This window comes from Natronospira bacteriovora (genome assembly GCF_030848495.1).
GTDB lineage: Bacteria > Pseudomonadota > Gammaproteobacteria > Natronospirales > Natronospiraceae > Natronospira > Natronospira bacteriovora.
On record NZ_JAVDDT010000002.1, the window covers coordinates 17248 to 31568 of the forward strand.

Sequence of the window (14321 nt, forward strand, 5' to 3'; positions counted from 1 at the left end):
ACGACAACGACAACGACTACGACTACGAGAAAACCTGACTGGCATTTACCCTTAGGTGCGCGATGACCGCTTGCGGCCCTAACGTGCCCCCGTTACCCCCCATCCTCTTCCTCGGCGGCAAGGGTGGCGTTGGCAAGACGACTCTGTCCGCCGCCCTGGCACTGGCCCTGGCCGAGCAGGGCGAAAAGGTCTTGCTGCTGTCCACCGATCCGGCCCATTCCCTGGCCGATCTTCTCGAGCAACCGCTCGGGGACAGGCCGGTCGAAGTTCGTCCGGGCCTGTTCGTTCGTGAACTCGATCCGGAGGTGGCACGGCGCCAGTACCTGGAGCAGGTGCAGGAAAACATCCAGCAGTTCACCCAGCCGGAATTCCTGCAGGAAGCCGAGCGACAGATCGAGCTGGCGGGGCAGCACCCGGGGGTGATGGAGTCAGCCCTGTTCGAGGCCCTGTGTCGTACCCTGGATGAGATTGATGCCTGGGACCGCATCATTGTCGATACCGCACCCACCGGCCATACCCTGCATCTGCTGACGCTGCCGGCCAGCATGCGCGCCTGGACCGAAGCCCTGCTGTCCCGTCATGGCCAGGGGCAGGGCGGGCCGGAGCAGGCCCGCTGGGATCGGGCGCGGACGGTGCTGGAGCAGCGACGGGCTCTGTTCGAACGCAGCCGCGAACGCTTGCAGGCCCCGGCCACCACCGCCTTTCTGCTGGTGGCCAACGACGACCGCCTGAGCGTGCTCGAGGCCGAACGCGCTCGCCAGACCCTGGAACAGGCCGACGTCGCCATCCCCTGTCTCTTCATCAACCGCGCCGAAGCCGGTACCGACGACCTCCACCAACGCCTGCAAGCGCGCTTCCCCGGGCAACGCCTTCATCCCATTGAAGCCAGCAAGCCGCCACCGCTGGGTTTGAACGGCCTGCAGGCACTCTCCCGACAACTGGCCGGCGTTCTCTGCCTCAAGGAATAAGGGGCCTCTGATCAGTGGTTCCTTAGATCAATGATCACCGGGTCGTGGTCGGAGCTGCGCCATGGGCCGGGTTGCTGGAACTGGAGGAAGCGGGGTTCATCGGCGTTGATGGGCCAGAAGTGTACGCGCTGGATGTCGTCGGCCAGTTCCGGCGAAGCGATGGCCGTATCCAGGTAGCCGGATTCACCCCGGAACACATAGCTGTAGCGTTGTTCCGCGGGCACATGGTTGGCCACCAGATCCACATAGCCGGCATCCCGCAATGCCTGCACCGGGTCTTCACCACCGTAGCTGTTGATATCGCCCATGATGATGACCCGGTTCGTACCGGTCTTCTCGCGCTTGCGGTCGAGGAACTCGATCAGGGCCTCGGATTGCCGGGTGCGGCGTTCATTCCAGCAGCCCTGGCCACGGTCGATGTCGCCACTCTCCGGGCAGCCGGACTTGGCCTTGAAGTGAATCACGGCCACCAGTTTGCCCGGTCCCTCTCCGCCCAGACGGAAATGGCCGGCCACCACCGGTCGGTGATGCACGCGACGGTCATCGATGAAGGGGCCGGCCAGTTTCTCCACCCGCTCGGGACGCCAGGCAAGCACGCTGCGGATGGCATCCGTGCCCACCGCTTCACCCAGATTGAAATGGTGATACCCGCCATGTTCCAGTCCCTCACCAAGGCGATTGAGCAGATCATGCACCGCCATCGGGCGGTTCTCCACCTCGATCAGGCCGACCAGGTCAGCGTCCAGGCCAGCCGTCACGGCCTGCAGGGCACGCCGCTGGGCAGCCAGCTCCTGTTCGTCGCTCGCACCCCGTTCGCCCAGGGTCAGGAAGTAATTCTCCACATTGAATGCCGCCAGGCGGGGGCCGCCGTGGCGGGCCGGCGGTGGTGGGCGCGGATTGCTGTCCTCGAAGCGAAGGGTGTCGGGCGCGAGGGGGTGAATCCGCCATCGCCCGAAGGCGTGGGTGAGAATGCCCTGCAGGGAAGGCAGCTGGCTGCCGACCCGGCGCGTGCCGTTCTCATCCAGGTAGGGCGTGGGATCGGGATGCTGACGGTAATGGGCATCATCCAGAATGATGCGGTAGGCGGCATGATCCCGGCTGCGCCTGAGGGCTTCGGGTAGGCCGCCGGGGAAATTGCCCGGGCGGAACAGGCGGGGACCGGCCACCAGGTCGAGGCTGCCGTAGCGCGCCAGTTCGAAGCTGCCGGTGACGGTCAGCGGTCCCTCGATCTCCACCAGGCGGCCCTCGAAGCGCTGCCACTTCTGCCGGTCGGCCTCGGGCAATTCCAGGGGCAGGGGATCGGGCAGACCCGGTTCACCGCAGACCAGGATCTGGCTGACTCGGCCAAGCTGCCTCTGGCCACGAAACTCGCCGGCCCGGGCCGCGATGACCACGTCCTGACCACTGGCAATGACGGGCTCGGCGGGGGAGAGGCCGGGGGCATACACGAAGATGCCCGTCGCCGGCTCCCCGGACTGCAGGTAGAAGCCGTTCAGCTGCTCTTCTCCCCGGAAGTCACCGGTGACAATGCCGCGTACCAGCACCCGCTCGCCCTCCTGCCGGGCTCCGCTCTCACCCTTGAGCTCGGCAATGGGGGTGAGGCCCTCCACCGGGCAGTCGGCCCAGGCCGGTGTGCATAGCAGGCTGAACCAGGCAAGGAAAACGACGATCAGGGATTTATTGACGATGTCCATGCCCGCATTATGACACCGCCGGGGCGCGGCCGGATGCGACATCGCCTGTCGGACAGGGCTGATATGATGGGTACGTACAGGAGGACATGATCATGCCGCAGCGACTCGACAATCGACTGGTGATCGGGATCTCTTCCCGCACCCTGTTTGATCTGGAAGACAGCCACCGCCGCTTTGAAGAGGAGGGCGTGGAGGCCTATTCGGCCTTCCAGATCGAGCACGAGAACGACATTCTCGAGCCGGGGGTGGCCTTCCCCCTGGTGCGCAAGCTGCTGCACCTGAACAAGGGGCGAGAGGAGCCCCTGGTGGAGGTGATCCTGCTCTCCCGCAACAGCGCGGACACCGGCCTGAGGGTCTTCAACTCCATCGAGCATCACAAACTGGGCATCACCCGGGCCGCGTTCACCAACGGGGAATCACCCTGGCGCTACATCGGGCCTTTCGGCGCGGATCTCTTTCTGTCCGCCCACGGCAGTGACGTGGGGGCGGCCCTGCGTGCGGGCTGCGCCGCCGCCACCCTGGTGCCCTCGGCGGCCGGAGCCAATGATTCCGACCAGATCCGCCTGGCCTTCGACGGCGACGCGGTGTTGTTCTCCGACGAGGCCGAGCGCATCTTTCGGGAGAAGGGCCTGGATGAGTTCCGCAAGTCGGAAAAGTCCTCGGCGCGCCGGGCCCTGTCCGGCGGCCCCTTCCGCAACTTTCTCTCCGCCCTGCACCGTATTCAGCAGGCCTTCCCCATCGAGGACAGCCCCATTCGCACCGCCCTGGTCACGGCCCGGGATGCCCCGGCCCATGAACGGGTGATCCGCACCCTGAGGGAATGGGACATTCGTATCGATGAAGCCATTTTCCTCGGCGGCATGGACAAGACGCCTTTCCTGCAGGCCTTTGGCGCGGACATATTCTTCGACGACCAGCGTGCCCATGTGGAACGGGCGGCGAATATCGTGGCCACCGGCCATGTGCCCCATGGCATCGCCAACGAGGGAAACTAGGCGCTTTTCCGTTCAGGGCCTCGCAGCAGTCGCCGTCGCAGTCGGGCCAGCCGGGGCAGGGGAACGCCCAGGGCGTGACCGATCAGCACCAGACGGTGGGCAAGAAAGACCCGCCAGAAGCCGGCCCGCTCCCAGTTGCGCGCCGAACTGAGCGCCGGCAGTGGCAGCAGGTGGATGCGTCCTTCACGGCGCAGGCGTTTCACCAGCAGGTAATCTTCCATCAAGGGGGTCTCGGGGAAGCCGCCCACGCGGAAGAAGACTTCGTGGCGGCAGAACAGGCCCTGGTCCCCGTAGGGCAGGCGCAGCAGACGGCAGCGCAGGGCCACCAGCCACTCCATCAGACGATAGCGCAGCCCTCGGCCGTCGACCTTAAAACGAAAGGCGCCGGCCACCACGCGCTCACCCCCGCCTGCCCCGGACAGGGCGGCGAACAATGGATCCCGCCAGCCCTCGGCCAGCCGTGTGTCCGCATGCAGGAAGAGCAGCAGGGGGTGGCGGGCCTCCCGGGCGGCATGGTTCATCTGTACGGCCCGCCCGGGAGGGGTGTGGATTACCCTGGCCCCGGCTTCCGCCGCTGCTTGAACGCTGCCATCCTCACTGCCGCCGTCGGCCACGATGACCTCGTCTGCACCCTCGGCGAACAGGCGGCGTACCTGGGCCGGTATCCGTTCCGCTTCATTGAGTACCGGCAGGATGACGCTCACGCCGTCGTCGGGCGACAGGGCAGGGGCCTGTCGCCGGGCCCGTCGCCAATGCCCCAGATCGGCCGCTTCATCCACATCGTCCAGAGTTGGGAGCAGGCGGCAGGACAGGCCCGCCTCGGCGGCCCGCGCCAGGGTCAGACCCAGCACTTCCGGCCCGCCCCAGGGCATGGAATGGAACAGGGCCGGTGGCAGCTCGCGCCCCAGGCCGATCAGGTAATAGCCGCCGTCCCGGGCCGGGCCGAGAACCAGCTCCTTGTCCTGGAGGGCATCCAGGGCCTGTTGCAGTCGTTCGACGCTGAGGCCGGGGATGTCACTGCCGATGATCAGCTGCCGGCTCGCACCCGCTTCCAGGCCGGCACGAAAGCTTGCCGCCATGCGCTCACCCAGGTCGCCACTGGCCTGGGCTTCCACTGGAAGCAGCCGTCCGAAGCAGTCCGTGGCGCGTTCCAGGGGACCGGACAGCGCCAGGCGGGCCTCCAGGCCCGGGCGACGGCGAGCGCACAGGCAGGCCAGGGTGATCGCACGCAGGCTCATGGCCTGTTGCAGGCGGGCGGCACCGTCGGCACCCAGGGCCGGGATCAGTCGTGTCTTGCTCTGGCCCGGCAGGGGCAGGCGGCTGAAAACCGTCAGGCGTTCACGGCCTGACTCAACGGCCATCCGGAATCCGGCCGGATTCGATCATCTCACGCACCTGGTCTTCCAGCCCCGTCAGCCCGTGTTCGCGGCCGATTCGCAGGGATTCTTCCAGCCCCGCGCCTTCAATGAGATGCGAACGCAGGGCAAACATGGCCCCAACGCGGTTACCGCTGGCGCAGTGGTAGAGGGCCGGCTGGTCACCGGCAGCGGCGATGGCCCGGTCGAAGGCCTCGATGGCCGGTCGTGTCAGCCCGTCGGCACCGGCCACGGGGATAGGGATGTAGAGCATGCCGAGAGATGTGACAACATCACTCGGCTGCCAATCGCCATATTCACTGACGCCACGCAGATCCACCACGGTGCGGATGCCGGCATCACGGGCTTCGCGCAACTGTTCCTGATCCGGTGGACCGCCAATCAGCGTGTTCTCGTCCACTTGCGTCTTGTGTGGGATGTCGGGCATCTCCGTACCTCCGGCTTCGGCCGGGTTGCCCACCGGGGAAAGCCAGACAAAGATCAGTGCCAATGCCAGAATAAGGGTTCTCATCAGGATCTCCCGCAGCGAGTGTCTTGCGGATATTGTCGACGCCCGTTTAATCGTGGTCAAACTCCGGGTTCATGCCATTCCACGATGCCGGGATGATAACCTTGCAGTCAGTTTGACTCTGCCAGATTGACAGCAGCGGGCAAGAGAGCGAAGGAGAGGGTGAGGTGCCGGAAGTCCAAATCCATGGTGCTGCAGGGACGGTGACCGGCTCCTGCTTCCTGCTTCACTTCGAGAGTCGTCGCATTCTGCTGGATTGCGGCATGGCCCAGGGGCACCCCGACGAGGAAGCCCGTAACCGCGATGCCTTTCCCTTTGATCCCGGGAGCATTGATGCCGTGGTGCTGAGCCACGCCCATCTGGATCACTCTGGCCTGTTGCCCCGCCTGGTTCAGCAGGGTTTCACCGGCCCCATCTACACCCATCGGGCCAGCCGCGACATCGTCGGTATTCTGCTGGAAGATGCGGCCTGGCTGGCGGAGCGTGAAGCCGAGTTCCTGGGTCGGCGGGACAATGGCAAGAATGGTGATTCGGTCGAGCCCCTGTTCACGATGGAGGATGTGCGTGCCTGCATGGCGCAGATCCGGCCCCTGGATTACGACAAGGTTTACGACATTCTCCCCAATGTCCGGTTACGGCTCCAGGATGCCGGGCATATCCTTGGATCCGCGGTGGTCAGTATCGATACCCGTTCAGGCGGTGCCTGGCGTCGTCTGATCCATACCGGCGACCTGGGGCAGAAGGGCAGTCCGCTGATGCCCGACTGGAAGACACCGGAGGCAGCGGATCTGGTGCTGATGGAATCCACTTACGGAGATCGCTGCCATCGCAGCCGCCAGGAAACGGACTTCGAGCTCAAGCAGATCATTCAGTCGGCGTCCGAAGGTCGTGGCAACATTCTGATACCCGCCTTCGCCGTTGGCCGTACTCAGGAGCTGCTCTATCTTTTCGGAAAGCATTACGGTGACTGGGGGCTGGACGGCTGGCAGATCTTTCTGGACGCACCCCTGGGCATCAAGGCCACGGAAATCCATGCCCGCCATGACCGCTTTCTGCGGCCCGAGGCGGCGGCCTGGGTGCGCCAGACACGTTTCCGTTTCCCCAATCTTCGTTTCACCGAAAGCGCGGAACAGTCCATGGCCATCAACCGCATACAGAGCGGGGCCATCATCATCGCCGGCAGCGGCATGTGTACCGGCGGCCGTATTCGGCATCACCTCAAGCATCAGGTTGGGCGTTCGGGAACCCAGATCATCATTGCCGGTTTCCAGGCCGAGGGCACCACCGGCCGTCAGCTGGTGGATGGTGCTCCCAGCATTCGCCTTTGGGGCGAGGAGTACCGTGTCAATGCTCGCATCCACACCGTGGGCGGCATTTCCGCCCATGCCGATCGCGACGGCCTGTGTGACTGGTATCGCGGCTTCACCCTGCCGCCCGCTGTTGCCTTGATTCATGGGGAAGAAAAGGCTCGTGAGGCCTTGGCGGCCACTCTGCGCGAACGCTTCAGTGTCGATGCTGCCTGCCCGGAACGGGGTGATCGGCTCGACTACTAAGGAACCTCTGATTAATTCATTCGCGCCCGCAGCCAACGGGATTTTTCCTCTCGCGAGGCGCGACGAGCGTAGTGTAGCCTCTGCGCTACATGAGTGAGGAGTAACGAAGTCGAGAGGGAAAATCCCGTTGGCCCACAAGGGGTTGGCGCTGAGAGCTGCTGATTCTGCGTTACAGCGCTTGCCCGTAGCGCAGAGGCTACTGTGCTGCGCGCTGCGCCTTGACTCAGCAGCTCTCAGCGCCAACTGCGGGTGCGAATGAATTAATCAGAGGTTCCCTAATGAATTGACCCGAATCAACTCCTCTCTCGTGAATTGGGCTACGCTTTGCGATGGAGGGATCAGCTCTGGGAGGGAAGATGATACTCGGGTATCTGCTGTTGCTGGGGACGGTCTGGTCCGCCCAGGATTACCCGGTGGAAGCCGGCTATGCCCCGGGTGGTGAGCGCGCCTGTGTCATGTGCCACATGCGGGAGCCGGATCATCCCCTGGCGGCCATCAACAAGACGCCCCATGGCATGCTGGGAGACCCCCTGAGTCCGGCGGCCGACCGCCAGTGCCAGGCCTGTCACGGCCCCAGCCTTGCCCACCTTTCCGTGCGAGATGGTGTGCGTCCCCCACCGGCCGTTTCCTTCAACCGGAACACGCCGGCGGCGGACGCCAATCGCGCCTGCCTCAGCTGTCATGACGATGCCGCCCAGCGCCATTGGCGGGGCAGCGCCCACGAGTTCAATGACGTTTCCTGTACCGACTGTCACCAGTCCCATGTGGCCCGTGATCCCATGATGGCGAGAGCGAGTCGTGACCGGGTCTGTCTGGATTGTCATACGCGGGTGCGTGCCGAGATCCACCGGCCTTCCACTCACCCCATGCGGGCGGGCCAGATGAGCTGCAGTGACTGCCATGCCCCCCACGGCAGCATCAGTACGGGCGAGCTGCGTTCAGCCTCCCTGAACGAAACCTGTTACAGCTGCCATGCCGAATATCGTGGCCCCTTCCTCTGGGAGCATCCGCCGGTGCGCGAGAGCTGCAGCAACTGCCATGAGCCCCACGGTGCCGTGCATGACAATCTCCTGCGTTCCCGCGGGCCACAGCTCTGCCAGCAATGTCACTCGGCCGCCTTCCATCCCAGCACGGCCCTGCACGGCGGTGATGTTCCGCCTCGTGGTGCGTCGGCCTCCATGCTCCAGCGCAACTGCATGAACTGCCACACCCAGGTGCATGGCTCCAACCACCCCTCCGGCGTGGGGCAGACACGATGAGTCTTTCGCCCCGGTCGGGTCGCTACTGGCTGCCAGTGCTGCTGCTGGCCCTGTCCTGGCCACTGGCGGCCGAGCAGAGCAGCGATGGGGACACGGGCTGGCTGCTGATGGACCTTGATCTTGGCCTGGGTTACCAGGACGGCGAGCTCACGGGTCTGGGCCGCAGCGACTACCTTGCTTCCGAAGGCTGGCGCGGGATTGGCGGCCTGTGGCTGGACTGGCGCAGTGAGCGGACTTCCGACGATCCCGCCCATTTCTTGCTGGACGCGGAAAGCCGCGGCCCCACAGGCCGCTGGCTCGACATGAGCTATAACCGCCAGGGAGTCCATCGCACCCGCCTGCATTACCTGGGCCTGCCCCGCCGGCTGGGTGATGGGCTGACGCCTTACAGCGGCGCCGGCGGGTATGAGCTGCGTCTGCCCGACGACTGGGATGCCGCCGCCGGCACCTCCGACATGGGCGGACTGGATGAACCCCTCATGGTGGCCCCCTACGATCACATGCGGCGGGAACTCCGCCTTGCCCACGAGCGCACTCTGGATCAACGCTGGCAGCTGGGCACGGATTTCCGTGTCGAGCGCCGCGACGGGACCCGTCCCGTGGCGGCGGTCATGGGCATTACCGGCGGCAATACCCGTGCGGCACTGGTGCCGGCGCCGGTGGATTACGAGACCCGTGAAGCTGAAATCACCCTGCGTTATCAGCGCGAGGGTTTCCATGCCGAAACCGCCTACTTTCTCTCCCGCTTTGATGGCGGCCGCAATCACATGCGTTTCGACAGCCCCTGGACGGATGTGGGAGGGTGGTCACCAGCTGCGTTTCATCCCGATGGCCGGGGCCATCTGGGCCTGCCTCCCGACAATCAGAGCCAGCAACTGCGTTTCGGTCTTGGACAGGTGCTGTCGTCCACCCTGCGACTGTCCGCCGACATGGCCATCGGGCGCACGGAACAGGACGAACCCTTCCTGGCCTACACCATCAATCCCGACCTGACGGTGGAAGAAGGCCTGCCCCGGGACAGCCTGGAAGGGCGGATTGATCTGTTGCGGATTCACGGCCGCCTGAACTGGCAGCCCATGCCCCGCCTGCGGGTGGATCTGCGTTATCGCCATGAAGACCGGGACAATCGGACGCCGGTGGATGTGTTCAATTACGTGGGTGGGGATGCCGCCAACCAGACGCCCGGTTCCGCCCATGGCCGTGCCCGGCTCAACCGGCCCATCAGTTTCACCGAGGATCGCCTGGATCTGGACACGGCCTGGCGACTCGCCGAAGGCGGGCAGCTGTCTGCCGGCTACCAGCGCCAGGCTATCCGCCGGGATTACACCGATGTGGGGCGTACCGAGGAAGACCGCATTCGCCTCGGACTTCGGCGCCCCCTGGGCGAACGCCAGCAATGGTCCTTGCGACTGGAACAGGCCTGGCGACGGGCCGATGATTACGATGCCACGGCCGATTACTTTCACAGCCATACCAGCGAATACATCGACACCGTGGACGAGGCCCTGCGCTTTGACAACCATCCCCTGATGTATCGCTACAATCTCGCGGATCGTGATCAGCAGCGGGTGGAATTGCGCTGGGATCTTTTCGCCGCCGATGAGCTTCAGTTGGGCGCCGGCTATCAGTTCAGCCAGGAAGACTACGACAACTCACCTCTGGGGCTGGAGCGTGGCCATCGCCAGGGCTTTACCGCCGACATGGGCTGGCAGATCGGCAGTGCCTGGGCGCTGGATGCCTTTGCCAGCAGTGATCTCATGGAGGCGGACCAGAGCAATCGCAGTTTCCGCGGGGGTGGTTTCCTGGCCAGCGAGTTTCAGGATCCGGCCCGCAACTGGCGGGTGGAGAATCGTGACCGCTATCGCAGCCTCGGCAGCGGCCTCAACTGGCAACCACAGGACGCCGGCTACCGCATCCGCCTGGAATGGGTTGAAAGCCGCAGCCGCAGCACCTTCGACCTCTTCAGTGGTCCCGCCCTGACACTGGAACCCCTGGATCCCGTGCGCACCCGCGGCCGGGTCATCACCCTCTCGGGCGAACATGAGCTTTCGGAGCGCATGGCACTGCGCTGGGAATGGTACCGCGACCACTTCAGCAGCGACGACTGGGCCTGGGTCGACGTGGCACCGGACACCATCGAACGAGTCATCGGCTCCGGGCAGAGCCTGGGGTATGAAACCCTCGATTGGGTCAGCCTGAGCCTTCGTTGGTCCTTCAAGCCCTGACCCACAATCGTTGTCGTTGTCGTTGTCGTTGTCGTTGTCGTAATCGTAATCGTAATCGGCTTTTCGAACCTGGAAAATGCCGACAACGACAACGACAACGACAACGACAACGACAACGACAACGACAACGAGAGAAGACCCTCGTGCTTCAGTCTTCCTCTTTCAACCTCCCCACTAACATCTCCTTCAATATCGCATCCGCCTTGCGGCTGTCCGTACGGCTATTGCTTCCTGCCATCGCTTGCGGGAGGGGGAAGGCTCGTGTAGCGTTAAAAAGGTCACTGAAAAGGGGGTGACAGGATAGTCAAAAAATGCAAGGAGCATTTAAATGCGTAAGCTATTGATCTCTCTCTCTCTCTCTCTCTCTGATAGCCAGCCCGTTTGCCTCGGCTGAGGCAGCGAGCATTGAAGCCGGGCAGGTCAACGGCGAAGAGACCAGTCGCTGGATTGTTGTCTTTAATCGCAGTTCTGAAATTCCCGCCGATGCGGTGCCGGACCTGACTGCACAACTGACGAAACGCATGGCCGTAGAGCCCTTGATGGTCTACCGCCATGCCGGTAAGGGTTTTGTGGCCGAGATGACGGGCCAGCAGGCAGCCACCCTCGCCAGCAACCCCAACATTCGACGGGTAGAGCGTGATCGCCGTGTGAGTGTACACGGCGCGGGCACCACCAGCTCCGGTGAGGACACGGTTCAGTATGGAGCCGACTGGAGCCTGGATCGCATTGATCAGCGTGATGGCAACCTGTCTGGTTCCTATGCCTTTGCCCATGATGGCAGTGGTATCAATATCTACGTTATCGATACCGGTGTTAACGAGAACCACTCGAACTTCTTCACTGGCCAGGTCGAGCGAATTCATGACCGCTTCACTGATGAGGAGTTTGATGCCAGCTGCGTGAATAACGACCCCGAGCCGCCTTGCCCGCCGTATGAATGGCCGTGTGGTGACGATGGAATTCACGCCAATGGTGTCCATGATGAAGGGAAGCGATGGCATGGCACATCCGTGGCGGGCAAGGCGGCCGCGGCAACCTACGGGGCAGCGCAAGGCGCCTATGTCAAGGATCTGCGCGCTTTCGATTGTCGGGGGATTTCGTATGTCAGCGAGGTGAATGCTGCCCTTGACAGTGTTGCGGAGCATGCTCAGGCTCATGGCCAAGCCGCGCCCCTCGTGATGAGCTTTGGCTTCGATGAGACTACAAGCAAGGTGAGTAGTATTGAGGACAGTATCCGGGCACTGCCGGATAACGTCCTGCCAATTGCCTCGGCGGGTAACAGCAATACGCTGGCCTCGACCCAGGTGCCAGCCCGGATGTCGGGGGTGATTACCGTCGGGGGCACCAATAGCAGCGATATGCGCTACAGTAATTCCAACTACGGCAGCGCCGTCGACATCTTTGCTCCAGGCAGGGACGTGCAGACCCTGTGGGGTGACGGTGATTCGGAAACCATCACCGCCACCGGTACTTCCTATGCTGCCCCGCTGGTGGCGGGGGTGGCCGCCATCCACGCGAGTTCACTGAATGGCGAAATTAGAGCCGATAACCTGCGTCAGGCGATTCTCGGCAATGCCACCGAGGGTGCCCTGGGTAATCTCGAAGGCTCCCCGGATCTTCTGCTTTACCAGTGGTATCAATCAAACGACGACGATGATGGCGGTGGTGACGACGACGATGATGATGACGACGAAGACGGCGGTGGTGGTGACTGGGGCGGCTGCCCCTACCAGAATGAAGACGGTGAATGGGTAATGTGCCCCTGACCTCGACTGTGCTGTTATTTATTTTTGAATGATGAATCCTGTCCCCCTTTTTCGGTGATTGTGATGCGTGTTTTGAAATGCTTGTTGATCGCAAAGATGGTCCTCGCTGTCTCGGCGGTGGCCGCGGAGGCGCCGGATGACCTGCTGCCCTCGGGCGGTGCTTTGGTGCCGGCAGAAGATCTGGGCCGCTTCAATCGGGTCGAAGGCAGTGATGATTATGTGGTGATCGGCAATACCTGGGCCATCGGCGATCTCGGGGGTGTCCTTGTCATGGCGCCCGACGAGAGCGGTCAATGGGTTGAGGAGAGCTGGGTACCGGGCACGATGACGGATGCCTCGGCCGGCGCGGGTTTGGGCTCGGCCATTGCCATTGACGGTGACCGCTTCATTGTCGGCGCCTTCAACGAAGGTTATGTCCCCGGCCGCCGGGAGAGTGGGGCGGCCTTCGAATTCCGTCGGGACCCCTCAAGCGGGACAGTGGAGTTTCTGCGCCGGATTGACCGCCCCGAGCCGGACACCTTCTTCTTCGGAACCGGTGCGGCGATGGAGAATGGCTGGCTGGCGGTGGGCGCGGCTTTCGGTGAGCAGTTGCCCGACGAGCAGTATGGCGCCACCTATCTGTTTCGCTGGTCGGAGGCGATGGACGATTGGGAATACGTTCAGAAATTGCTGGCGCCGGATCGCGAGGACGGCGGTGACCGGGATGATTTCGGCACGGAAGTCCGCATGGCCTATCCCTGGCTGGCGATCGCGGCGCGCAATGCCTGGGTGGCGGATCAGGACGACCGCCTGGGTGCGATCTACCTTTATCGGCATGATGCCGACAGCGACGAGTGGCGCTTTGAACAGAAACTGGTGGGCGATCCGCCCGAAGGGGGCCGTCAGCCGGGCAAGGTGCGGTTATTGTTCATGGAAGAGAGGCATGTGTTGATGTCCGGTAATGAAGTAACAGCGGATACGCTGCTAAATAGGATGCACTTATATGTTTACGAGTTAGATGAAAATGATGATCGCTGGGAGAAATCAGCGGTGCTATCGGAGGCAGACCCGCCACACGACCGGAATTCAAGTTTCGGTCGTGGCGGAGCCGTTTTTGGTGACGGAGAACGGTTGGCGGTGACCCATTCGACTCGATTGCGATCTTCCGGGGAAATGGATGGCGCGCTGCACATCTATGAGCGGGATGATAGTGCCTCTCAGGGCTGGGCGTTGATGGAAAGTCTCACGCCACCATGGCCTTCCTGGGGTTCCGGCCACGCACTGGCCTCGATGGTTGCGCCGGCGGGCCCGGAGGGTCTGGCGGCCCTGGCCGCCGGAACCGGTTCTCTGGGCCACTCCCGGGGCACGGTGTTTGTGTTTCAGCCGGAAGCGAAGCCGGTTCGCCTGAATGTGAGCGACGCCTGGCCGGATGGCGATGGTGAGCCAGTCAGCGGACGTGAGTTTGAGTATCACTGGCGGGTGGCAAACGACGGTCCGGCCACCGCGACCAATGTCCACCTGCGTCTGGACCTGTCTTCGGACGATTTCACGCTGGCGGGGGGCAGTGAGCCCTGCTGGTGGGACAGCAGTGCCGATGTCCATGTCTGCCTGATCAAGCGCATCCCACCGGGGGGCTATGAAACAGTGACCATCAAGCTGATTCCCGAGGCGGCCGGGGATTACGGGATTGACAGCCTGGTGGTATCGGATCAGCTTGACGAGCATCCGGAAGGTCGTGAAGCCCGCTTCAATCTCGGCGTGGCCGAGCCCGCCAGCGGCTCGAGCTCGGGTTGCAGTCTGGGCCGGGGGCCTTATGAACTGCTGGTGCTCGTGCTGCTGGCGCTGGCCCGACCTCGGGGGAGGAAGCGGGAGCCTGGATCAGCCTGACCCTTCGCTGGTCCTTCAAGCCCTGACCCACAATCGTAGTCGTAATCGTAATCGGTTTTTCGAACCTGGAACATGCCGACAACGACAACGACAACGACAACGACAACGAGA

The 14321-nt window shown here is 63.5% G+C and carries 10 protein-coding genes; 7 read left to right on the forward strand and 3 right to left on the reverse strand.

Going from position 1 to position 14321, the window contains the following annotated elements:
• The first annotated feature begins 83 nt into the window (after window positions 1-83).
• Complete coding sequence (locus tag RBH19_RS02860; RefSeq protein WP_306727314.1) at window positions 84-968, forward strand: ArsA family ATPase; 885 nt, start codon at window positions 84-86, stop codon at window positions 966-968.
• Window positions 969-979: 11 nt separating this feature from the next.
• Here the strand turns inward: RBH19_RS02860 and RBH19_RS02865 are convergent, their stop codons facing one another.
• Entirely contained in the window at window positions 980-2662 is a 1683-nt protein-coding gene (locus tag RBH19_RS02865; RefSeq protein WP_306727315.1) for an ExeM/NucH family extracellular endonuclease, read from the reverse strand.
• A 92-nt stretch (window positions 2663-2754) separates the two neighbouring features.
• On the opposite strand from RBH19_RS02865, the gene RBH19_RS02870 reads away from it, so the two are divergent.
• Window positions 2755-3657, forward strand: a complete 903-nt coding sequence (locus tag RBH19_RS02870) for a 5'-nucleotidase (RefSeq protein WP_306727316.1) — start codon at window positions 2755-2757, stop codon at window positions 3655-3657.
• Here the strand turns inward: RBH19_RS02870 and RBH19_RS02875 are convergent.
• Complete coding sequence (locus RBH19_RS02875) at window positions 3654-5018, reverse strand: TIGR04283 family arsenosugar biosynthesis glycosyltransferase (RefSeq protein ID WP_306727317.1); 1365 nt, start codon at window positions 5016-5018, stop codon at window positions 3654-3656. The two genes, RBH19_RS02870 and RBH19_RS02875, sit on opposite strands and share 4 nt — an antisense overlap.
• On the reverse strand, window positions 5008-5544 hold the full coding sequence (locus RBH19_RS02880) for a protein tyrosine phosphatase family protein (RefSeq protein ID WP_306727318.1): 537 nt from the start codon (window positions 5542-5544) through the stop codon (window positions 5008-5010). The genes RBH19_RS02875 and RBH19_RS02880 overlap by 11 nt, the downstream gene beginning before the upstream one ends.
• Before the next feature lie 164 nt (window positions 5545-5708).
• Between RBH19_RS02880 and RBH19_RS02885 the strand changes: the two genes are divergently transcribed.
• The 5 genes from RBH19_RS02885 to RBH19_RS02905 all read left to right on the forward strand — a co-directional run bounded on the left by RBH19_RS02885 (window position 5709) and on the right by RBH19_RS02905 (window position 14210).
• Window positions 5709-7094, forward strand: coding sequence for an MBL fold metallo-hydrolase RNA specificity domain-containing protein (locus RBH19_RS02885; protein ID WP_306727319.1), 1386 nt, complete (start codon window positions 5709-5711; stop codon window positions 7092-7094).
• A 356-nt stretch (window positions 7095-7450) separates the two neighbouring features.
• Window positions 7451-8353 carry a DmsE family decaheme c-type cytochrome gene (locus RBH19_RS02890; RefSeq protein WP_306727320.1) on the forward strand — a complete coding sequence of 301 codons (903 nt, stop codon included), beginning with the start codon at window positions 7451-7453 and terminating at the stop codon, window positions 8351-8353.
• Window positions 8350-10578, forward strand: coding sequence for an MtrB/PioB family decaheme-associated outer membrane protein (locus RBH19_RS02895; protein WP_306727321.1), 2229 nt, complete (start codon window positions 8350-8352; stop codon window positions 10576-10578). The genes RBH19_RS02890 and RBH19_RS02895 overlap by 4 nt, the downstream gene beginning before the upstream one ends.
• A 446-nt stretch (window positions 10579-11024) precedes the next feature.
• Complete coding sequence (locus RBH19_RS02900; RefSeq protein ID WP_306727818.1) at window positions 11025-12344, forward strand: S8 family serine peptidase; 1320 nt, start codon at window positions 11025-11027, stop codon at window positions 12342-12344.
• A 63-nt stretch (window positions 12345-12407) separates the two neighbouring features.
• On the forward strand, window positions 12408-14210 hold the full coding sequence (locus tag RBH19_RS02905; protein ID WP_306727322.1) for a hypothetical protein: 1803 nt from the start codon (window positions 12408-12410) through the stop codon (window positions 14208-14210).
• Window positions 14211-14321 lie beyond the last annotated feature (111 nt).

Coding starts and splice junctions, on each gene's coding strand:
- RBH19_RS02880 (WP_306727318.1), bottom strand. CDS start 5,544: ATGAGAACCCTTATTCTGGCATTGGCACTGATCTTTGTCTGGCTTTCC.
- RBH19_RS02905 (WP_306727322.1), top strand. CDS start 12,408: ATGCGTGTTTTGAAATGCTTGTTGATCGCAAAGATGGTCCTCGCTGTC.
- RBH19_RS02895 (WP_306727321.1), top strand. CDS start 8,350: ATGAGTCTTTCGCCCCGGTCGGGTCGCTACTGGCTGCCAGTGCTGCTG.
- RBH19_RS02865 (WP_306727315.1), bottom strand. CDS start 2,662: ATGGACATCGTCAATAAATCCCTGATCGTCGTTTTCCTTGCCTGGTTC.
- RBH19_RS02875 (WP_306727317.1), bottom strand. CDS start 5,018: ATGGCCGTTGAGTCAGGCCGTGAACGCCTGACGGTTTTCAGCCGCCTG.
- RBH19_RS02890 (WP_306727320.1), top strand. CDS start 7,451: ATGATACTCGGGTATCTGCTGTTGCTGGGGACGGTCTGGTCCGCCCAG.
- RBH19_RS02870 (WP_306727316.1), top strand. CDS start 2,755: ATGCCGCAGCGACTCGACAATCGACTGGTGATCGGGATCTCTTCCCGC.